Raw genomic sequence first — 20,649 nt, forward strand, 5'->3', positions numbered from 1 at the left:
ATTTTTTCTAAAGAATTATTTATGTCATGAATAATATTTCTATTATATCATCATTATTAGACAATGATTTTTATAAATTTACTATGCAAAATGCTGTTATTAAATTATTTCCATTAATAAAAACTAAATACAAATTTATTAACAGAGGAAAATATATTTTTCCAAAAAATTTTTCTAAAGTTCTAAAAGAAAATTTAGATAAAATGGCTTATTTAAAACTTTCTAATAATGAAAAAATATTTTTAAAAAAATTCTGTCCTTGTTTAGATAACTCTTATCTTAATTTTTTAAAAAAATATCAATATAATCCAAAAGAAGTAAAAATTTATCAAAATGGATCTACTATTAAAATGAATATAGAAGGATTATGGAGTAAAATTATTTTATGGGAAGTTCCATTAATGGCTATAATTTCTGAATTATATTATAAAATGATTGGTATCAAACGATTATCAAATAATGATATAATAAAAATAACTAAAGAAAAAATAAATAAATATAAAAAAATGAATATAAAAGTAGGAGAATATGGGACAAGAAGAAGATTTTCTTATAAAATACATAAACTTATATTAAAAATTTTAGTAAAAGAAGGAAATAATTCTTTTATAGGAAGTAGCAATGTTCATTTATCTAAAATTTTTTCAAAAAAACCTATAGGAACACAAGGCCATGAATGGATTATGTTTCATGCAGCTAAATATGGATTTAATATTGCAGATCAAATATCAATGGAAAATTGGTTAAAAATTTATAATAATAAAAAATTAAATATTGCTTTATCTGATACATATACTTCTTCTATTTTTTTTAAAAATTTTAATAAAAAATTATCAAATATATATGAAGGTATAAGACATGATAGTGGAGATCCAATTAATTTTATTAAAGAAACAATAAATCATTATAAAAATTTTAAAATTAATCCTATGAAAAAAAAGATAATATTTTCAGATAATCTAGACCCAAACAAAATAAAACATATTTTATCTTTTTGTAAAAAAAAAATAAATCCCATTTTTTGTATAGGTACTAATTTTACAAATGATGTTGGAGTTCCTCCTATGAACATAGTCATAAAAATGACAAAAGTATTAATAAAAAAAAAATGGATACCAGTTGTAAAATTATCTAATTCAAAAGAAAAATATACTGGAGAAAAAAAAATGATTTCTATAGCTAAAAAAATGATTCATTTATTATAATATTTTATAATATTTTTTATAAACTTAAATTAATTAACGAAAAATTATATTATTAATATGAACAAAGATGATTCAACAATTAATAAATTCTATATAAAAAATTATGGATGTCAAATGAATGTTTCAGATAGTGAAATAGTATCATCTATTTTATTAAAAAATGGATATTCATTATCTGAAAATATAAAGGATGCAAAAATTATTTTTTTTAATTCTTGTTCTATTAGAAAAAAATCAGAATTAACTATAATAAATCAATTAAATAAATTTGAACATTTAAAAAAAAATGGATCATTATTTGGTATGATAGGTTGTTTTTCCAAAGAATTTAAAGAATATTTATTAAATAAAAATAAAATAGATTTTTTTATAAATCCAAATTCATATAAAAAAATTCCAAATATCATATCATACAGATCATACAAAAAAAAAAATACGGATTTTTTTTTTGATAAAAAAAAAGAATCATATGACAATATTTATCCATATAAGAATTTATATGAAAAAAAGGTAACAACTTTTCTAAGCATAACAAGAGGATGTAATAATATGTGTACCTTTTGTATAGTACCTTTTACAAGAGGAAGAGAAATTAGTAATAATCCTGATTTTATTATAAAAGAATGTACAAGACTGTATACCCTTGGTTATAAAGAAATAACACTTTTAGGTCAAAATGTTGATTCTTATAAATGGAAACAAAAAAATAATTTTGTATTAAATTTTTCTCATCTTTTAGAAAAGTTAGCTAAAAATATTCCAGATATAAGAATTCGTTTTACAACATCTAATCCACATGATATGTCAGATGATGTAATAGAAATAATTTCTAAATATGAAAATATTTGTAATCATATTCATCTTCCAGTACAATCTGGTAGTAATAAAATATTAAAATTAATGAATAGAAAATATTCTAAAGAAGATTATTTATTATTAATTAATAAAATAAGAAAAATTATTCCTAATTGTTCTATATCTCATGATATTATGGTTGGATTTTGTAATGAAGAAGAAAAAGATCATTTAGATACTATTGATTTAATGAATAAAATTAAATATAATTATGGATATATGTTTTCTTATTCTCCAAGACCAGGAACATATGCATATAACAAATTAGTTAATAATGTTCCAGATCATATAAAAAAAAGAAGATTACAAGAAATTATAAATTTACAAAATAAGCATTCATTATATAGAATGAATAAATTTTTAAATAAAAAACAAAAAGTGTTAATAGAAGGATCTTCAAAAAAAAATAATAAACATTGGTATGGAAGAAATCAACAAAATTTAGTTGTTGTATTTCCAAAAAATTTATATACAAAAATAGGAGATTTAGTTTCTGTTAAAGTAAAAAGAGTAACATCAGCAACATTAATAGGTTATATGATATAAAAAAAATGTATAAAAATAAAAATGGAATCTATTCAAAATATAAAACAAAAGTTTGGAATTATTGGGTATGATTGTGCATTACATAGAGCTTTAGAAAAAGCGATACAAGTTGCTCCTACAGATATTTCTGTATTAGTACTTGGAGAAAGTGGTGTTGGTAAAGAATTTATTCCAAAAATAATTCATAAATATTCATGTAGAAAACATCATTCTTATATTGCTGTTAATTGTGGAGCAATACCAGAAGGAACTATTGATAGTGAATTATTTGGACATGAAAAAGGATCCTTTACTGGAGCAACAAATATGAGAAAAGGTTATTTTGAAGTTGCAAATAAAGGTACTATTTTTTTAGATGAAGTAGGAGAACTACCATTAACAACACAAGTTAGATTACTTAGAATTTTAGAATCTGGAGAATTTATTAAAGTAGGATCGTCAAAAATTCAAAAAACTGATATAAGAATTGTTGCTGCAACAAATTTAAATATGATAGAATCTATAAATAAAGGAAAATTTAGAGAGGATTTATATTATAGATTAAACACAGTACAAATAAATATTCCATCACTTAGATCTAGAAAAGATGATATTAAATTTTTATTTAAAAAATTTTCTAATGATTTTGCAGAAAAATATAGAATGCCATCAATAACATTAACAGAAAATTCTTTAAAATATTTAGAAAATTATTCATGGCCTGGAAATATTAGACAACTAAAAAATTTAATAGAACAAATATCAGTTGTAGAAACTAAAAGAGAAATAAATATAGAAAAATTAAAAGAATATATTCCAGAAAATATTCCATCATTATCATTATCAAAATTAAATAGAGATTTAAATAATGATAATTTTTTTCATAATAATAGAGAAAGAGATTTTATTTATAAAATATTATTTGATATGAAAAAAAATCTTAATGATTTAAAGAATATTGTTTATCAATTAATAAAGAATAATCAAAATTCTAGATTTTTTAAAGAAAATAATGATCTTATAAACCAAGTTTTTGAGAGAATAACAAATAGAAATTCTAATAAAAATCCTGAAATAACAAATAATTCAATAGTACAATTAAAAAAATTGGATCACAATAAAAATTCTTCTGAAGAAAAAATTATAGAAGATTATGATGAATGTGTTGAAGAAAACATTCAAAATTCTTTTTCTTTACAAAAAAAAGAAATTGAATTTATTCAAAGAATATTAAAAAAAAATAAAGGAAAAAGAAAAAAAACAGCCAAAGAACTAGGTATTTCAGAAAGAACATTATATAGGAAAATAAAACAATATGGACTATAAAAAATATTTTTTATTTTCATATTTTTTTTCAAAATAATTAATTTTTAAAATTAAAAAAATTAACAATATTTATAATAGAATTAAATTTATAATCATATTTTATAAAAAATGAATAATACTTTCTCAATAAACATAGTAAGTTTTTTTATTATTATAGCATCTATTTTATTTATATTTATTATTTTGATACAAAGTCCTAAAAAAGAAAGTATAAATCAATCTTTTATGGAAAAAAATTTTAGATTTTTTGGAGTTAAAAGAACAAATTCATTTTTAAATAATTTTACATGGATTTTATCTATTATTATATTATTATTAATATTAATATTTAATTATCTACTGATGAAATAATATAATAAAATAATGTCATAATGACATGTTATATAACTTGGCACATTTTTGGCACTCCAATATAATTAGAGTTATTTATAAAAACTAAAAAAATTATTCAGTTATGATGGAAGTAAAGATAAAACCTTTATCAGATCGTGTTCTTGTACATCCTGACCAAGCTGAAACAAAAACAGCTTCAGGAATAATAATACCTGATACAGCAAAAGAGAAACCGCAAAAAGGAACTGTAATAGCAGTAGGAAAAGGAAAAAAAAATGATCCTATGACTTTAAAAAAAGGAGATAGAGTATTATATGGTAAATATTCTGGAACAGAATTAAAATGGGAAGGGGAAGAATATTTAATAATGCGAGAATCTGATGTAATTGCTGTTATATAAGTATATAAATAAGTAATAGAATTAATTTTATTTTATATTTTAATTATAAAAAAAACCTTAATTATGGCAAAAGATATTAAATTTGATATTGAAGCAAGAGACAAATTGAAAAAAGGTGTAGATGCGTTAGCTAATGCAGTAAAAGTTACTTTGGGACCAAAGGGTAGAAATGTTGTATTACAGAAATCTTTTGGAGGACCTCAAGTAACTAAGGATGGTGTTACTGTAGCTAAAGAAATTGAATTAGAAGATTCTATAGAAAATCTTGGAGCTCAAATGGTTAAAGAAGTAGCCTCTAAAACTAATGATGTTGCAGGAGATGGGACTACAACTGCTACTGTATTAGCTCAAGCTATTGTTAGAGAAGGACTAAAAAATGTAGCAGCAGGAGCAAATCCAATGGATTTAAAAAGAGGAATAGATAAAGCATTAAAAATAGTAATACAAAATTTAAGAAAACAATCTAGAGAAGTAGGAGGAAATACAGAAAAAATTAAACAAGTAGCATCTATATCAGCAAATAATGATGAAAAAACAGGAGCCTTGATTGCAGATGCATTTGAAAGAGTAGGAAGAGAAGGTGTTATAACTGTAGAAGAAGCTAAGGGAACAGATACATCAGTAGATGTAGTTGAAGGAATGCAATTTGATAGAGGATATCAATCCCCTTATTTTGTAACAAATACTGAAAAAATGATAACAGAGTTTGATCAACCTCAAATTCTATTATCTGATAAAAAAATAGCTGCTATGAAAGATTTACTTCCTATATTAGAGCCTGTAGCTCAATCAGGAAAACCATTACTAATAATTTCCGAGGAAGTAGAAGGAGAAGCTTTAGCAACATTAGTTGTAAACAAAATTCGTGGAACATTAAAAGTTGCAGCCATAAAAGCTCCAGGATTCGGAGATAGAAGAAAAGCAATGTTAGAAGATATAGCTATTTTAACAGGAGGTTCTGTAATTTCTGAAGAAACAGGAAGTAAATTAGAGGATGTTAAATTAAACATGCTAGGAAAAGCTGAAAGAGTAATTATAGATAAAGATAATACTACTATTGTTAATGGAGGAGGAAATAAAAGAGATATAAGATCACGAATAGATCAAATTAAAGCACAAATAGAAACTACAACATCTGATTATGATAAAGAAAAATTACAAGAACGTCTTGCTAAATTAGCTGGAGGAGTAGCTGTTTTATATGTAGGAGCAGCCTCTGAAGTAGAAATGAAAGAAAAAAAAGATAGAGTAGATGATGCATTGAATGCAACTAGAGCTGCAGTAGAAGAAGGTATAGTTGCCGGAGGGGGTGTAGCTTTAGTTAGAGCTATAAAAGCCTTAGATAATATAAATGGAGAAAATTCTGATCAAGATACTGGAATACAAATAGTAAGAAGATCATTAGAAGAGCCTTTACGTCAGATTGTTGCTAATGCAGGTGGAGAAGGATCTGTCGTAGTAGCAAAGGTTTCTGAAGGAAAAGGAGATTTTGGCTATGATGCTAAAATGGGTGAATATAAAAACATGATATCTGAAGGAATAATTGATCCAACAAAAGTTGCAAGAGTAGCATTAGAAAATGCAGCTTCAGTTTCAGGGATGTTATTAACAACTGAATGTGTTGTTACAGAAATCAAAAAAGATGAAGGAAATATGACTCCTCCAATGCCAGGTTCTGCAGCAGGAGGTGGAGGAATGGGTGGAATGATGTAGAATAAAATTATAATGTAAAGGAATACGATAAATTTAAATTTTTTATAATATCTTTTTATATTAAAATAAAAAAAAATAGTGTCATTATTTCTGACACTATTTTTTTTATTATATCCAATTTTTTTGTATTTTCAAAGTTTTTTCAATAACATCTCTTACACAACCATCTCCACCTTTTTTAGGAGAAACATATTTAGAAATATCTTTAACCTCTTGAACAGCATCTATAGGAGAACATGGAAGTGCTACAGATTTCATAATATCAATATCAGGAATATCATCTCCCATATAAAGAATTTTTTTTTTATTAATATTTAAAATATTACAATATATATTGAGATATTTTTTTTTATTATTTATTCCTTGATAAATATGGTTAACTTTTAATTTTTTTAAACGTTGAAATACCATTAAATCTGATCCCCTAGTCATTACACATAAATTATAACCTTTTTTTATTGCTAATTGTATAGCATATCCATCTTTAGCTGACATTTGACGACACATATTTCCATCTGGAAATAAATTAAGCTTACAATTAGTTAGGACGCCATCGACATCAAATATAAAAGTATTTATATCATTCATTATATTCATATATCCCATAATCAATTTAATTATAATTTCATTTTATATTATATTGAAAAACACTAAGAATGTACAATTAAAAATTAAACTATTTATATATCTTTATAATTTACATTTGTAAAATCTTTTATTTTAGATGATTTTTTTTGAATTGTTTTATTAGAATATTCTTGAGTATATGAAGAATGATTTTTAAAATCTTTTTGATGACGTTCTGATATTACTTCTCTTCCTTTTTCATTTATAATAAATCTAATCATATCATCAAGTATACTTTGAAATTTCGAAAAATCTTCTTTATACAAATAAATTTTATGTTTTTTATAAGTTATTTCTCCTGTATTAGAATAATTTTTTTTACTTTCAGTAATAGTTAAGTAATAATCACCAGCTCTTGTTTCTCTTGCATCAAAAAAATATGTACGACTTCCAGTTTTTAAAGTCCTTGAACAAATTTCATTTCTTTCTTTAATACTTTCTTTTTCTTCCATTTTGATTATTGTTTATTGTTTTTTCATTATGATAATATAAAACAAATATGAATAAAATAAAAAAAATGTATTAATACATTTTTTTTATTTATGATTAAAAAAATCTTTTTTATTAAAATTTTTTATTTTAAATATTTTTCCTTTTTTTAATGTTATCAGTAAATTAAAATTAGATATATATGATATATCATGTGTAATAATAATAGTAGTAATATTTTTCATATTTTTTTTTATACAATCTATAATTAACTTTCTTTTTTTTTGATCTATAGCAGAAAAACTATCATCAAATATAAGTATTTTAGGATTTTTTATAAGTGCTCTTGCTATACATATTCTTTGTTTTTGTCCTCCAGATAATGTAACCCCTTTTTCTCCTACCATTGTATTATATCCATTTTTAAAATTAATAATTTCATCATTTATCATAGCTTTTTTAGCAGCATTATATATTTCTTCTTTAGTTACTTTTTTAATACTTCCTAATGCTATATTATTATAAATAGAATCAGAAAAAAGAAAAGATTCTTGAGGAACATATCCAATATTATTTCTAATATTATATAAATTATAATTTTTTATAGAATAATTATCTATTAATATATCTCCTTGATAATCATTATATAATCTTAATATTAATTTTCCTATAGTAGTTTTTCCAGATCCTACTTCTCCAGTTAATACTAATGTTTCTCCATTCATTAATTTAAATGATATATTATTTAATATATTTAAATTAATATAATTATTAAATGAAAAACTTACATTTTTAAATTGAATTTTTCCATATAATTTTTTTTTTTCAAATTTATTTACATTATAAATTGTTTGTTTTTCATTTAATAATTTATTTATACGTATTTTTGAAACCTTAGCTCTTTCTATTATAACTACAACCCATCCTAATATAACTATTGGAAATATTAATATATTTATATATGTAAAAAATTCTGCAATAATTCCTATTTCTTTTATTTCTCCATTAAAATATTTTATTCCACCAAAAAAAAGAATTAATAAATGACTAACACCTATAAAAAATATTATTATAGTATATAATATAGATTCATATATAGATAAACTAATATTTTTTTTTTTATATTCTAATACAATTTTTCTATGTTTTTTATAAAATAAATATTCTGAAGAAAAAGATTTTACAATATGTATTCCAGAAAAAGTTTCTTGAATAAAAGAACATATATTAGATTGATATTCTTGAACTTTTTTACTACATATTGCAATATTAGAACTTAAATAATAAATAATTAAAAATAATATAGGAATAGGGATTACAACATAAATAGTCAATGATTTATCAAGTCTGAACATTTGTATAAATACTATAGTAAATAAACTTATTAAGTTAATAAAATACATCATTCCAGGACCTATATATTGTCTTATAAAAGAAACATCTTCTGTAATTCTATTCATTAAATCTCCTGTAGAATTTTTTTTATAAAAAGATAATCCTAATTTTTGATAATGTGAAAAAATTTCATTTTTTATGTCTACCTCTATCATTCTAGATGTAGTTATTATAAATTGTCTCATATAATATTTTACTATTCCCCCTATAATTGGAATAATTAATATTATACTTGTATATAAAAAAATTTTATTTATATAATTAATATTTAAATTTTTTTTAGAAATATCAAATAATAAATCTTTAATTATATTAATAGAATTACCTATATATGGAATAGGAATTATTGTTAATATATTTGATAATATTATCAATAATAATCCTATGCATAAACGTAACTTATATTTGCGACAATACTTCTTACTAAAGATTAATAAATCAATCATAACAACCAATATGCAAAAATATAAATTTTTTAACTTTTGTTTTTTATATAATTATATTTTAAGTTTTTATTATTTAAATAATGTCATTTAGGAGAAATTATCGTATAATAATATTACAATTTTTATATGCTCAACAACTATCCAAGATAAATTTATATCAAGTTGAAAAAAATATGCTTCATAGCATTAAAGAATTATATAATATTTATATGTCTTTTCTTTGTTTAATTTTAGTAATTAGAGATAATATTTTTATAATAGAAAAAAAATATCCTAATAAAAAATTAATTTTTGAAAAAAAGTTTGCTTATAATCCTGTAATTAAAATTTTATCTTGTAATAAAGATTTGTTAAATTTATATAATTCTCCTAAAAATTTATGGAAAAAAAATTCAATTATATTCTATTTTTTAAAAAAAATGAAAGATATTTCTTTAGATAAAAATTTAAATTCTTTTGAAGAAGAAAAAAATTTTTTAATAAAATGTTATAAAAATTTATTTATTACTAATAATATTTTAAAATATAAAGTAGAAGAATTATATAATAATGGACAAGAAAATATATATATTGCTCATAATATGGTATGTAAAACTTTGCAACTAATAAAATATTCCACGTCTCCAAATTTTAAATTATATAATTATAATATTGAAAATAAAAAATTTATTATTTATCTATATCGTAACACAATTATTAATAAAAATAAATTCAATAAACTAATAAATTTTATATCTGATAATTGGAATGTAAATAGAATATCAATTATAAATTTAATTATATTGCAAATGGCTATATGTGAATTTCTATATTTTCCAAATATTCCTCCAAAAGTAACTATAAATGAATATATAGAAATAACAAAAATTTTTTGTATGGAAAAAAGTAAAACATTTATTAATGGAATATTAGATCAAATATATAAATATTTACGTAAAAAAAACAAAATTTTTAAAATATAAAACAAATTATAATTTAATTTCATTATGTTTATTTTATTATTTCAACAAAATTCTGTTATGAGCACGATTTGGATGTTTATATTAATTTTTATAGTATTTTATTTTTTTATGATACGTCCTCAAATACAGAAACAAAAAAAAGAAAAAATATTTCAAAAAAATTTGGAAAAAGGTAATTATATAGTAACTAATTCAGGAATACATGGAAGAATTATAAATATAACTGATAATTTTTGTGTATTAGAAACTGTATTAGGAAAGATAAAACTTGAAAAAAATACAATATCTAAAGATTTAACAATACTTCGTTATTGTAACAATAATAATAAAAATAATAATAAAGAAAAAATTTCTACAAATAAAAATAAACAATTATTTAAATGAAATCTTTATTAATAGGAATAACTGGTAATATAGGTTCTGGAAAAACTTTATATTCTTCTTTTATGAAAAAATATAATATACCAATATATTATTCAGACAAAAGAGGAAAAATAATAATGAATAAATCAAATTTATTAAAAAGTAATATAATAAAATACTTTGGAAAAAATTCCTATACAAAAATGGGAATAATTAATAGTAGTTATTTATCAAAAATTGTTTTTCAAAATTCTTATGCACTAAAATTATTATGTAAACTTATTTATCCATTAATTAAAATAGACTTTGAATTATGGAAAAAATCATTATTAATAAATAATTTTCCACCATATCTTATTAAAGAATCAGCTACTTTATTTGAAAGTGGAAGTTATAAGAATTGTGATATAATCATTGTATTGAATTCATCTTTAGAAAATAAAATAAAAAGAATTATAAAAAGAGATAATTTAAATGAATTACAAATTATAAATCGTTTGAATAATCAATTAAAAATTAACGATATAAAAGTAAATAGTAATAATATAATTATTATTGATAATAATTTATCAATTGATCAACTTAAAAAAAAATCACATAAAATACATAAAACAATAATAAAAAAAATTAATTATGGGAAAAGGAGATAAGAAAACTAGAAGAGGAAAAATTGTAAATAAAACATATGGAAATTTACGTCCAAATCCTAGAAATAAAAATTCTAAAAAAAATAAAACTAACAATAATAAAAAAAATTAATTAATTATTTTTTTCATCTTTATTATAATCATGATTTTTCTTAAAATAAGAGGTAAAATACATTAATGATACTAGATTACTTAACATTGAAAAAACATATGTCAATACCGCCCATTTAAGAGTTTTTTTTACATAAAAAAATTCTTTATTATTTACTATATTATTGTTTTTCAACCAATTTAAAGCTCTACTACTAGCATCAAATTCTATTGGTAATGTTATAATTGATAATATAAATACTAGAAAAAATAAAACTAATCCTATTTTAAGAATTATAGAATATCCACCTTCTGATCCATAAAATATAGCCAATCCACTTATCATGGATAAGTATGCCATTTTAGAACTTAAATTCAGAATGTATGTTAGTCCATTACGTATTTTTAATAATCTATATCCTATTTTATGTTGCAATGCATGCCCACATTCATGTGCAGCAACTGCTGTTGAAACACTATTTTTTTCATTAAATATTTTACTACTTAAATTTATAGTTTTATTAGAAGGATTATAATGATCAGTTAATTCTCCTTCTATTAAGAAAACTTTTACATCTAAAATTCCATTATCTGATAACATTTTTTCTGCTATTTCTTTACCGTTCATATTAGAATTTAAACGAATTTTTGAATAAAAATTAAGTCTATTTTTTAAAATAGCATTTATAATATTATTTATAATAAAAATAATACCTACAATAAAATAATAACCCATGTATAATTTTTTTTAACAAAAATATTGATTTATTATTAAAAACGAAAATATAATATAAATTAGTATATACTGCATCAAATTCTTGAATATTATGAATATTCCAACAGAAAAAAATTTAGAAAGAGTGGTAATTATTGGAGCTGGATTTTCTGGATTACAAGTAGCAAAAAAACTTAGAAGAGATAAATATCAAGTTGTACTTATAGATAAAAATAACTATCATACTTTTCAACCATTATTATATCAAGTAGCTACTGCAGGATTGGAACCAGATTCTATAGCTCATTCTATTAGAAATATTATAAAAAAAACTAAAAATTTTTTCTTTAGATTAGCTAATGTTAATTTTATTGATATTAAAAATCAAAAAATACATACAAATATTGGAGATTTGTTTTATAATTATTTAATTATATCAACAGGATCTATTACTAATTATTTTGGAAATAAGAATATAGAATTTTATGCATTTCCAATGAAATCTATACCAGAAGCATTAAATTTAAGAAGTCTTATATTACAAGATTTTGAATCCGCTTTATTAGTAAATAATATTGAGGAAAAAAAAAGATTAATGACTTTTGTTATAGTTGGAGGAGGCCCTACAGGAGTAGAGTTAGCTGGTGCTATAGCTGAAATGAAAAAATATGTACTACCAAATGATTATCCAGATTTGGATCATAAATGTATGAATATTTATCTTTTACAAGCTTCTCCAAGATTACTTGATGGAATGTCTATAGAATCAGCTAATCAAGCTTATAAAAATCTTAAAGAATTAGGTGTTACTATATGGTTAGATTGTTTAGTAAAAGATTATAATGGAAAAATTATTTTTATAGAAAACAATAAATATATAGAAACAGCTAATGTTATATGGACAGCAGGAGTAAAAGGTGCTATAATAAATGGTTTTACGGAAAAAGATATAAAAAATAATAGATTATTAGTTAACAACAGATTACAAACTATTGCATATAAAAATGTTTTTGCAATTGGAGATGTAGCTTACTGTATAGAAACAAATAATATTTATCCAAATGGATATCCTATGACAGCTCCTCCAGCTATACAACAAGGAAATTATCTTGTTTATAATTTTAATAATTTATTAATAAACAAAAAAAATATTAAACCATTTAGATTTAAAAATCTAGGATCAATGGCTACTATAGGAAGAAATAAAGCTGTTTGTGATTTTCCTTTTATTAAATTAAAAGGATTTTTAGCTTGGATAATTTGGATGTTTGTTCATTTAGTAAGTTTAGTTGGATTTAGAAATAGAATAATAGCATTAACAAATTGGATAATTCAATATTTTCATTATAATAAAAGTGTTCGTTTAATTATAAGACCGTTTTATAGAAAAAAAAAATCAGTTAATAAATAATAATATTAGAAATAATACTTTCAATTTTTTTATATGTTTCTAAATATTCTTGATATATTTTACTATTTATAATTATTCCACTTCCTGCATATAATATTATTTTTTTTTTATTTATTTCTGCACATCTTAAATTAACATATAATTCTATATAATCTTTATCTATAAGACCCATATATCCAGAATAAAAATTTCTATTATGTTTTTCATATTTTTTAATAAAATTCATTGATTCATATTTAGGATATCCACATATAGATGGAGTAGGGTATAATTTTTCTAAAATATTAAAATAATTGAAATTTTTGTAATTATATATATATATATTTGTTTTTAAATGCTTTAGATTTCCTATATCTAATGATTCAGTTTTATCTATATATAAATATTTTTTATAACATTTTAATGAATTTATTATATAATCTATAACTATTTTATGTTCTGTTATTTCTTTTTTTGTCCATTTTTTATTTCCCCAAATGGTTCCAGCTAATGCTGTTGTTTTTAATATATTGTTTTGATATTTTATTAATAATTCTGGAGTACATCCAATCCAAAATCCATATTTTGAGTCATACCATAAACTAATTAACGTATTTGGATAAAAAATTAATAATTTTTCAAATGTTTTTTTTAAATTAATTTTTTCATATTTCATAGGTATTTTAACATTGTTAGAAACAACAATTTTTTTTATAATACTATTTTCAATTTTTTTAATTGCTAGTTTAATTAAATTTTTATATTCATATGAAAAATTTTTTTTTAAAAAATTTTTTATAAATAAATTATTTTTGTTATAATAATTATTAATATTATTCTTGTTTATTTCTACATAATAAATTTTTTTAGGGAATATTTTAATAGTTTTATTATTATCAAAACTCTTAATTAAGAAAAAAGATTCATTATTACAATAATTACAATTAAAATAAATGAATATTTTATTTTCATTAGGTTTTCTAAAAATTACAAATTTATTACGATCCTTATAATTTTGTATAATTTTTTTATACATAGATATTACGCTTATTTTTTTCATAAAAAAAAATGAATTTAAAATTTTTAATATTTATTTATATTTAACAATAACATTAGTTATTTTACAAAAACTTATAATTATTTTTTTTTCATTAAATATATTACACTTAATAAAGTGAATCATTTTACCTTTGTTAATAATTTCAGATTTAGAAAATAATGATCCATTTTTAATATTTTTAATATAACTTATTGACATATCAACACTAAATATTTGTAATTTTTTTGCATCATTATCCATTATATTTTTTATATTTAAAAAAGATAAACAACAACTTGTTGTTTCAGCTAAAGAAGCCGTAATTCCTCCATGTAAATATCCAAATGGATTAAGAAACCTTTTGTAAATGGGGATTTTTGTTATTAAAATATTTACATTAGGAGAAATATAGATAAACTTAATTTTTATAAAATCTAAAAAATTATTTTTTCTTAATTTTCTTAATTCAAACAAAAAATTTTTTATATTTTTTTTCATTTTTAAATTTAAATTTTATGGTAAATAACCAAAATAAAAAAATAGATAAATATTTTATTCCATTATTAAATAAAAAAAATAATAAAATTATAGGATTCGATAAAAAAGAAAATATTCACAAAAAAGGATTATTACATAGTGCTGTCTCTGTATTTATATTTAATAAAAAAAATAATTTAATGTTACAAAAAAGATCATCTAAAAAGTATCATTCATCTCTTCTTTGGACTAATACATCTTGTAGTCATCCAAATAAACATGAATCTATTTTAAATGCAGCACATCGTTGTTTAAAGAATGAAATGGGATTTGATTGTAAATTACAATATAAATTTTGTTTTACATATTGTGAAATATTTAATAATGGATTAATTGAAAATGAATTAGATCATGTTTTTATTGGATATTATGAAAAAAATCCAATTATAAATCATGAAGAAGTTGAAAGTTGGAAATGGATAAATTTAAATAAATTATTAAATAATATTAATGTTTTTTCTAAATCATATACTGTATGGTTAAAAATAATACTTAATAAGTATATAAAAAAATTAACAAATAATATTTTATGAAAATAACTATTAATAGAAAAGGTTATTTCAGTGCAGCACACAAACTTTATAATAATTATTGGACAAAACAAAAAAATATAGAAATATTTGGAAAATGTGCATATCCAAATTATCATGGACATAATTATGAATATATAGTAAGTGTAAAAGGATTAATAAATCCAGAAACTGGATTAGTTTTCAATTTATATGATTTGAAAAAAATTATGAAAAAAGAAATAGAAGAATTTTTTGATCATAAAAATATTAACATAGATATAAAAGAATTTTCATCAATCAACCCTACATTAGAAAATATTATAATATTTATATGGAATAAAATTAGAAAATCAATACCAAAATATTTTGAATTGAAAATAACTTTATATGAAACAATAAATAATTTTGTTGAATATGATGGAAAATAATACAAAAAAAGAAATATGAACATAAAAAGAACAACATTATATAAAAATCATGTTGATCTTAACGCAAAGATGATTAATTATTCTGGTTTTTATATGCCACTTCAATATAGTTCATCAATAAAAGAACATATCTATGTAAGAAATTATTCAGGAATTTTTGATGTTAGTCATATGGGGAAATTTATAATACAAGGATCAAATGCAAATAATGTAATACAATATTTAACAACTAATGATATTTTTAAATTAAAAATAGGAGAAGCTCAATATAATTGTATGATAAATGATAATGGAGGAATTATAGATGATTTAGTAATTTTTAGATTGAAAACAAATAAATTATTACTTATAGTTAATGCTGTAAATATTGAAAAAAATAAAAATTGGATAAAAAAATATATAAAAAAAAATGGAACAGAATTAATTGATATTTCACAAGAATATTCTTTATTATCTATACAAGGACCATTATCATTATATAATATTAAAAAATTAACATCTATTCAATTAGAAAAAATTCCTTTCTATAAATTTGAAATTGGTGAATTATGTGGAATAAAAAACGTTATTATATCTAATACAGGATATACGGGATCTATAGGATTTGAAATATTTGTTCATAATAAATATGTTGATATTATATGGAATGAAATATTAAATATTGGGAAAGAAAAAATTGTTCCATGTGGATTATCTAGTAGAGATTCTTTAAGATTAGAAATGGGATATCGTTTGTATGGTAATGATATTTCAGAAAAAACTACACCTATAGAATCTGGATTATCATGGATAGTAAAATTTAAAAAACAATTTATTTCAAAAAAAATATTAATAAAACAAAAAGAAATAGGAACGTATAAAAGATTATCATCTTTTTATTTAGAAAAAAATATAAATATTATTCCTAGAAAAGGAAATATATTAGTAGATGATAATAATAAAATTGGATATGTAACTTCTGGTAATTATTCTCCTATTTTAAAACAATGTATAGGATTATGTTATTTAACAAAAGAAAATAAAAATAATAAAATTTATTTAATAACAAGAAACAAAAAAATTCCTATTTTTAAAAAAAAGCTACCATTTATTATAATAAATAAATAATTAATATATATTGAAATTAATTAAAATATAAAAAAAACAATTATTAAAGTATATTTAAAACATTTTAAAATTAATTTTCTATTATCTTTTCCCGTTATATTTGCTCAGTTAGGAAATATATGTGTAGGATTATTTGATAATATTATGGTAAGTGTTATTGGAAGAAAAGCTATTGCATCAGTTTCACTTGCTAATGCTGTTTTTTTTATATCAGTAATTTTTGGATTAGGAATATCAGCATCTATTCCTTCATTAATAGCATCAATAGATATTAAAAAAAAGTATAAAGAAGGATCTATGATCCTTTTTCATAGTTTAATATTGGGATTAATATTATCTATTATTGTATATATATTAATTCATGAATTTCTTTTTGTTATTCCATATTTGGGGCAACCAAAAGAAATTTTAAATGAAACAATTGAATTTTTAAAAATTTTATCTATATCTTTTTTTCCATGGATAATTTTTGAATTATTAAGAAAATTTTCAGAAGGATTATCTTTAGTTTATCCAAGTCTTATTATAACATGGATATCAGCAATTATAAATATAATATTTAATTATTTATTTATTAGTGGAGATTATGGGTTTCCTAAATTAGGTGTTGTTGGTGTTGCATATTCAACTTTAATAGCAAGATTTTCTATGTTATTTGGTATGATAATAATACTTTTTATGTATAGAAAAATACGTAAATATTTACTTTATATAAAATATTTTACATTTAATAAAAAATATATTAATGAAATATTAAAAATAGGTATTCCTTCTGGATTACAAATGTTATTTGAAATGGGTGCTTTTGCTGTTTCTTCTTTTATATCTGGTAAATATGGAGTTAAAGTTTTAGCTGCACATCAAATAGTAATAAATTTAGTTTCATCTACTTTTTTATTAAGCACAGGATTTTCAGTAGCAGCAACAATAAGAATAAGTAGTCAATTTTCTTTAAAAAAATATTCTAAATTAAAAGAAATAGGTACATCTATAATTTTCATGGGATCTATATTTATGTTATTATTTAGTTTTTTATTTTTTTATTTTAAAAATTATATACCCTATATATATATAAAAAAAAATGATTATGAAATAGCTCCTATTATAACAGAAATGATTGTAATTGCTAGTATTTTTCAAATTTCTGATGGAATACAAGGAATTATATTAGGAATATTAAGAGGAATGCGAGATGTAAAAATTCCTATGTTTATTAGTTTTTTTTCTTATTGGATTATTGCATTACCAATATCTTGGTATTTATCATTAAAAATTGGAGGTAATGGAGTATGGATAGGATTAGGATTAGGATTAACTATATCTGCTATATTATTATTTATAAGATATGAAATTATGATTGAAAAACTTATCAAAAAAAATAAAAAATATAAAAAATAATAGTTCTAAATATGTTTAAAAAAAAATTATATTATTTTATTATATTTTATAAATAACTATCACTATAATTTTTTATTAGTTTAAAAAACTATATTTATTTTATGTCAGGAAATATTTTTGGAAATATATTTAAAGTTTCCACTTTTGGAGAAAGTCATGGAAAAGCTTTAGGAGGAATAATAGATGGATGTCCTGCTGGAATTGAAATTAATTTAGAAAAAATTCAATATGAACTTAATAGAAGAAGACCAGGTCAATCATATATTGTTTCTCCAAGAAATGAATTAGATAAAGTAATTTTTTTATCTGGAATTTTTAATGGAACAACAACAGGAACTTCTATTGGATTTATAATTTATAATAAAGATTATAACCCAAATGATTACAAACATATAAAAGATGTATATAGACCTTCACATTCAGATTTTACCTATGATAAAAAATATGGATTAAGAGATTATAGAGGAGGAGGACGTTCTTCTGCAAGAGAAACTGTATGTAGAGTTATAGCAGGATCTATAGCTAAACAAATAATAAAAAATGTAAATATAACAGCATATGTTTCTAGTATAGGAAATATTATTTTAAATAAACCTTATCAAGAATTAAATCTATCTGAAGAATCTATAGAAAAAAGTATAGTTAGATGTCCTGATCCTAATACTTCTAAAAAAATGATTTCAAAAATTAAAGAAATTAAAAATAAAGGAGATACAATTGGAGGAATTATTACTTGTGTAATTAAAAATCTTCCAATAGGAATTGGAGAACCAATTTTTGATAAACTTCATGCAGAATTAGGAAAAGCTATGTTATCTATTAATGCTGTTAAAGGATTTGAATATGGTAGTGGTTTTAATGGAACTAAATTAACTGGATCTAAACATAATGATTTATTCTACAAAAATGGAAAAACTAAAACTAATTTTTCTGGAGGAATACAAGGAGGAATATCAAATGGAATGGATATTTATTTTAGAGTAGCTTTTAAACCAGTTGCAACTATAATGCAAATACAAAAAACTATAAATAAGCATGGAAATATTGTTGATATAAAAGGAAAAGGTAGACATGATCCATGTGTATTACCTAGAGCAATTCCTATAGTTGAATCAATGGCTGCTTTAGTTTTAGTTGATTATTGGATGTATTCTAAATTATCAAAATATTCTTTAATAAAAAAAAATATTGAAAAATAAATTCATAATTACTATTATAGGTCCTACTGGAGTAGGAAAAACTAAAATATCATTATTTATAGCTAAAAAATTAAACACTGAAATTATATCTAGTGATTCTAGACAATTTTATAGAGAACTAAAAATTGGATCATCAATGCCAAATATTAATGATCTTTCTTATATTAAACATCATTTTATTGGACATTTAAGTATTTTTCAAAACTATAATGCTAAATTATTCGAAATAGATTCATTAAATAAAATAACAAAATTATTTAATAAATATTCTACAATAATTATGGTAGGAGGATCAGGATTATATGAAAAAGCTGTTACAGAAGGATTATCATTTATACCAGATATTAATTTAAATATAAAAAAACAATTAATTTCTAGTTTTAAAAAAAATGGAATTAAATTTTTGCAAAAAGAATTTAAATTATTAAATATAAATGAAAAAATAGATATAAATAATCCAGTTAGATTAATTAGATATTTAGAAATTATTAAATCTACAGGTCATTGTCCTTCTTTTTTTTTTAAAAAGAAAAAATTATATAGAAATTTTAATATAATAAAAATTGGATTGATATTATCAAAAAAAGAAATTTATTTTAATATAAAAAATAGAATAAATAATATGGTTAATAATGGACTTATAGAAGAAGCAATAAAATTGTTTCCTTACAGAAATTTAAGAAGTTTGCAAACTATAGGTTATAAAGAAATATTTAATTTTATAAAAGAAAAAAAAAATATTTATTCTGAAATAAAAAATATTACAAATTTAATAGAAATTAATACTAGAAAATATATAAAAAAACAAATAACTTGGTATAGAAAAGATAAAAAAATTAAATGGTTTAATCCAAAAGAAAAATATAATATTATTGATTTTATAAATCAAAAACTTCAATAATATAAAGTATGGGCAATACTGGATTTGAACCAGTGACCCCCTGCGTGTAAAACAGATGCTCTAAACCAAACTGAGCTAATTGCCCTATTATTTATATATATCCAAAT

General features: G+C 20.6%; 23 protein-coding genes and 1 tRNA gene. 17 read left to right on the forward strand and 7 right to left on the reverse strand.

From position 1 onward, the window contains the following. Positions 1-26 precede the first annotated feature (26 nt). The 6 genes from pncB (at position 27) to groL (ending at position 6,357) form a co-directional block, all read left to right on the forward strand. Positions 27-1,205, forward strand: a complete 1,179-nt coding sequence (gene pncB / locus H0H39_RS02005) for a nicotinate phosphoribosyltransferase (RefSeq protein WP_185877229.1) — start codon at positions 27-29, stop codon at positions 1,203-1,205. 57 nt (positions 1,206-1,262) lie between these two features. Then, on the forward strand, positions 1,263-2,606 hold the full coding sequence (gene miaB, locus H0H39_RS02010; RefSeq protein ID WP_185877230.1) for a tRNA (N6-isopentenyl adenosine(37)-C2)-methylthiotransferase MiaB: 1,344 nt from the start codon (positions 1,263-1,265) through the stop codon (positions 2,604-2,606). 21 nt (positions 2,607-2,627) lie between these two features. Next, entirely contained in the window at positions 2,628-3,911 is a 1,284-nt protein-coding gene (locus tag H0H39_RS02015; RefSeq protein ID WP_185877231.1) for a sigma 54-interacting transcriptional regulator, read from the forward strand. Positions 3,912-4,019: 108 nt separating this feature from the next. Further along, positions 4,020-4,262, forward strand: coding sequence for a preprotein translocase subunit SecG (secG, locus tag H0H39_RS02020; RefSeq protein ID WP_185877232.1), 243 nt, complete (start codon positions 4,020-4,022; stop codon positions 4,260-4,262). Positions 4,263-4,365: 103 nt separating this feature from the next. After that, a complete protein-coding gene (locus H0H39_RS02025) occupies positions 4,366-4,644 on the forward strand; it encodes a co-chaperone GroES (RefSeq protein WP_185877233.1) in 279 nt (92 codons plus the stop codon). Between the two features lie 63 nt (positions 4,645-4,707). Beyond that, on the forward strand, positions 4,708-6,357 hold the full coding sequence (gene groL, locus H0H39_RS02030; protein WP_185877234.1) for a chaperonin GroEL: 1,650 nt from the start codon (positions 4,708-4,710) through the stop codon (positions 6,355-6,357). Between the two features lie 108 nt (positions 6,358-6,465). On the opposite strand, the gene H0H39_RS02035 is transcribed toward groL, so the two are convergent. The 3 genes from H0H39_RS02035 to H0H39_RS02045 all read right to left on the reverse strand — a co-directional run bounded on the left by H0H39_RS02035 (position 6,466) and on the right by H0H39_RS02045 (position 9,254). Then, a complete protein-coding gene (locus tag H0H39_RS02035; RefSeq protein ID WP_185877643.1) occupies positions 6,466-6,954 on the reverse strand; it encodes a KdsC family phosphatase in 489 nt (162 codons plus the stop codon). Between the two features lie 83 nt (positions 6,955-7,037). After that, complete coding sequence (locus H0H39_RS02040; protein ID WP_185877235.1) at positions 7,038-7,436, reverse strand: DUF3276 family protein; 399 nt, start codon at positions 7,434-7,436, stop codon at positions 7,038-7,040. 84 nt (positions 7,437-7,520) lie between these two features. Next, positions 7,521-9,254, reverse strand: a complete 1,734-nt coding sequence (locus H0H39_RS02045; protein WP_185877236.1) for an ABC transporter ATP-binding protein — start codon at positions 9,252-9,254, stop codon at positions 7,521-7,523. A gap of 80 nt (positions 9,255-9,334) precedes the next feature. Here H0H39_RS02045 and nusB point away from each other — a divergent pair, with 80 nt between their 5' ends. Genes nusB through H0H39_RS02065 form a run of 4 tightly spaced genes read left to right on the forward strand, consistent with a single transcriptional unit; the run spans position 9,335 to position 11,338 of the window. Continuing rightward, entirely contained in the window at positions 9,335-10,216 is an 882-nt protein-coding gene (gene nusB / locus H0H39_RS02050; RefSeq protein WP_185877237.1) for a transcription antitermination factor NusB, read from the forward strand. Between the two features lie 57 nt (positions 10,217-10,273). Continuing rightward, positions 10,274-10,600 (forward strand): preprotein translocase subunit YajC, encoded by a 327-nt coding sequence (gene yajC, locus H0H39_RS02055; protein ID WP_394798443.1) that lies wholly within the window; start codon positions 10,274-10,276, stop codon positions 10,598-10,600. After that, entirely contained in the window at positions 10,597-11,229 is a 633-nt protein-coding gene (gene coaE / locus H0H39_RS02060) for a dephospho-CoA kinase (protein ID WP_185877239.1), read from the forward strand. Before yajC ends, coaE begins: the two co-directional genes overlap by 4 nt. Next, on the forward strand, positions 11,213-11,338 hold the full coding sequence (locus H0H39_RS02065; RefSeq protein ID WP_185877240.1) for a 30S ribosomal protein THX: 126 nt from the start codon (positions 11,213-11,215) through the stop codon (positions 11,336-11,338). Before coaE ends, H0H39_RS02065 begins: the two co-directional genes overlap by 17 nt. Here H0H39_RS02065 and H0H39_RS02070 read toward each other — a convergent pair whose 3' ends face one another. After that, positions 11,339-12,052, reverse strand: coding sequence for a zinc metallopeptidase (locus H0H39_RS02070; protein WP_185877241.1), 714 nt, complete (start codon positions 12,050-12,052; stop codon positions 11,339-11,341). 91 nt (positions 12,053-12,143) lie between these two features. Between H0H39_RS02070 and H0H39_RS02075 the strand changes: the two genes are divergently transcribed. Next, on the forward strand, positions 12,144-13,442 hold the full coding sequence (locus tag H0H39_RS02075; protein ID WP_185877242.1) for an NAD(P)/FAD-dependent oxidoreductase: 1,299 nt from the start codon (positions 12,144-12,146) through the stop codon (positions 13,440-13,442). On the opposite strand, the gene H0H39_RS02080 is transcribed toward H0H39_RS02075, so the two are convergent. Together H0H39_RS02080 and H0H39_RS02085 are read right to left on the reverse strand one after the other, a co-directional pair. After that, on the reverse strand, positions 13,432-14,481 hold the full coding sequence (locus H0H39_RS02080) for a chorismate-binding protein (protein WP_185877243.1): 1,050 nt from the start codon (positions 14,479-14,481) through the stop codon (positions 13,432-13,434). The two genes, H0H39_RS02075 and H0H39_RS02080, sit on opposite strands and share 11 nt — an antisense overlap. Positions 14,482-14,511: 30 nt before the next feature. Further along, positions 14,512-14,958: a PaaI family thioesterase gene (locus tag H0H39_RS02085; RefSeq protein WP_185877244.1), complete on the reverse strand. Its 447-nt coding sequence runs from the start codon at positions 14,956-14,958 to the stop codon at positions 14,512-14,514. A gap of 17 nt (positions 14,959-14,975) precedes the next feature. Between H0H39_RS02085 and H0H39_RS02090 the strand changes: the two genes are divergently transcribed. The 6 genes from H0H39_RS02090 (at position 14,976) to miaA (ending at position 20,542) form a co-directional block, all read left to right on the forward strand. Further along, the gene (locus H0H39_RS02090) at positions 14,976-15,530 is read left to right on the forward strand and encodes an isopentenyl-diphosphate Delta-isomerase (protein ID WP_185877245.1); all 555 of its coding nucleotides are present in this window, start codon (positions 14,976-14,978) and stop codon (positions 15,528-15,530) included. Next, a complete protein-coding gene (locus tag H0H39_RS02095; RefSeq protein WP_185877246.1) occupies positions 15,527-15,937 on the forward strand; it encodes a 6-pyruvoyl trahydropterin synthase family protein in 411 nt (136 codons plus the stop codon). Before H0H39_RS02090 ends, H0H39_RS02095 begins: the two co-directional genes overlap by 4 nt. A gap of 15 nt (positions 15,938-15,952) precedes the next feature. After that, the gene (gene gcvT, locus H0H39_RS02100) at positions 15,953-17,044 is read left to right on the forward strand and encodes a glycine cleavage system aminomethyltransferase GcvT (protein WP_185877247.1); all 1,092 of its coding nucleotides are present in this window, start codon (positions 15,953-15,955) and stop codon (positions 17,042-17,044) included. A gap of 96 nt (positions 17,045-17,140) precedes the next feature. Further along, positions 17,141-18,442 (forward strand): MATE family efflux transporter, encoded by a 1,302-nt coding sequence (locus H0H39_RS02105; protein WP_394798444.1) that lies wholly within the window; start codon positions 17,141-17,143, stop codon positions 18,440-18,442. A gap of 101 nt (positions 18,443-18,543) precedes the next feature. Continuing rightward, on the forward strand, positions 18,544-19,641 hold the full coding sequence (gene aroC, locus H0H39_RS02110; protein ID WP_185877248.1) for a chorismate synthase: 1,098 nt from the start codon (positions 18,544-18,546) through the stop codon (positions 19,639-19,641). Further along, positions 19,631-20,542, forward strand: coding sequence for a tRNA (adenosine(37)-N6)-dimethylallyltransferase MiaA (gene miaA, locus H0H39_RS02115; RefSeq protein WP_185877249.1), 912 nt, complete (start codon positions 19,631-19,633; stop codon positions 20,540-20,542). Before aroC ends, miaA begins: the two co-directional genes overlap by 11 nt. A gap of 9 nt (positions 20,543-20,551) precedes the next feature. On the opposite strand, the gene H0H39_RS02120 is transcribed toward miaA, so the two are convergent. After that, positions 20,552-20,627: transfer RNA gene (locus H0H39_RS02120), tRNA-Val, on the reverse strand. Between the last annotated feature and the right edge of the window lie 22 nt (positions 20,628-20,649).

Origin of the sequence: Blattabacterium cuenoti (assembly GCF_014252315.1) — a bacterium.
In the GTDB taxonomy this organism is placed as follows: domain Bacteria; phylum Bacteroidota; class Bacteroidia; order Flavobacteriales; family Blattabacteriaceae; genus Blattabacterium; species Blattabacterium cuenoti_AI.

What these genes read in the sequence shown, in the direction of transcription:
- H0H39_RS02095 (WP_185877246.1), top strand. Translation starts at nt 15,527, where the DNA reads ATGAAAATAACTATTAATAGAAAAGGTTATTTCAGTGCAGCACACAAA.
- secG (WP_185877232.1), top strand. Translation starts at nt 4,020, where the DNA reads ATGAATAATACTTTCTCAATAAACATAGTAAGTTTTTTTATTATTATA.
- aroC (WP_185877248.1), top strand. Translation starts at nt 18,544, where the DNA reads ATGTCAGGAAATATTTTTGGAAATATATTTAAAGTTTCCACTTTTGGA.
- H0H39_RS02040 (WP_185877235.1), bottom strand. Translation starts at nt 7,436, where the DNA reads ATGGAAGAAAAAGAAAGTATTAAAGAAAGAAATGAAATTTGTTCAAGG.
- H0H39_RS02070 (WP_185877241.1), bottom strand. Translation starts at nt 12,052, where the DNA reads ATGGGTTATTATTTTATTGTAGGTATTATTTTTATTATAAATAATATT.
- H0H39_RS02015 (WP_185877231.1), top strand. Translation starts at nt 2,628, where the DNA reads ATGGAATCTATTCAAAATATAAAACAAAAGTTTGGAATTATTGGGTAT.
- H0H39_RS02080 (WP_185877243.1), bottom strand. Translation starts at nt 14,481, where the DNA reads ATGAAAAAAATAAGCGTAATATCTATGTATAAAAAAATTATACAAAAT.
- H0H39_RS02065 (WP_185877240.1), top strand. Translation starts at nt 11,213, where the DNA reads ATGGGAAAAGGAGATAAGAAAACTAGAAGAGGAAAAATTGTAAATAAA.
- groL (WP_185877234.1), top strand. Translation starts at nt 4,708, where the DNA reads ATGGCAAAAGATATTAAATTTGATATTGAAGCAAGAGACAAATTGAAA.
- yajC (WP_394798443.1), top strand. Translation starts at nt 10,274, where the DNA reads ATGAGCACGATTTGGATGTTTATATTAATTTTTATAGTATTTTATTTT.
- gcvT (WP_185877247.1), top strand. Translation starts at nt 15,953, where the DNA reads ATGAACATAAAAAGAACAACATTATATAAAAATCATGTTGATCTTAAC.
- pncB (WP_185877229.1), top strand. Translation starts at nt 27, where the DNA reads ATGAATAATATTTCTATTATATCATCATTATTAGACAATGATTTTTAT.
- H0H39_RS02025 (WP_185877233.1), top strand. Translation starts at nt 4,366, where the DNA reads ATGATGGAAGTAAAGATAAAACCTTTATCAGATCGTGTTCTTGTACAT.
- miaB (WP_185877230.1), top strand. Translation starts at nt 1,263, where the DNA reads ATGAACAAAGATGATTCAACAATTAATAAATTCTATATAAAAAATTAT.
- coaE (WP_185877239.1), top strand. Translation starts at nt 10,597, where the DNA reads ATGAAATCTTTATTAATAGGAATAACTGGTAATATAGGTTCTGGAAAA.
- H0H39_RS02075 (WP_185877242.1), top strand. Translation starts at nt 12,144, where the DNA reads ATGAATATTCCAACAGAAAAAAATTTAGAAAGAGTGGTAATTATTGGA.
- nusB (WP_185877237.1), top strand. Translation starts at nt 9,335, where the DNA reads ATGTCATTTAGGAGAAATTATCGTATAATAATATTACAATTTTTATAT.
- H0H39_RS02090 (WP_185877245.1), top strand. Translation starts at nt 14,976, where the DNA reads ATGGTAAATAACCAAAATAAAAAAATAGATAAATATTTTATTCCATTA.
- H0H39_RS02035 (WP_185877643.1), bottom strand. Translation starts at nt 6,954, where the DNA reads ATGAATATAATGAATGATATAAATACTTTTATATTTGATGTCGATGGC.
- H0H39_RS02045 (WP_185877236.1), bottom strand. Translation starts at nt 9,254, where the DNA reads ATGATTGATTTATTAATCTTTAGTAAGAAGTATTGTCGCAAATATAAG.
- H0H39_RS02085 (WP_185877244.1), bottom strand. Translation starts at nt 14,958, where the DNA reads ATGAAAAAAAATATAAAAAATTTTTTGTTTGAATTAAGAAAATTAAGA.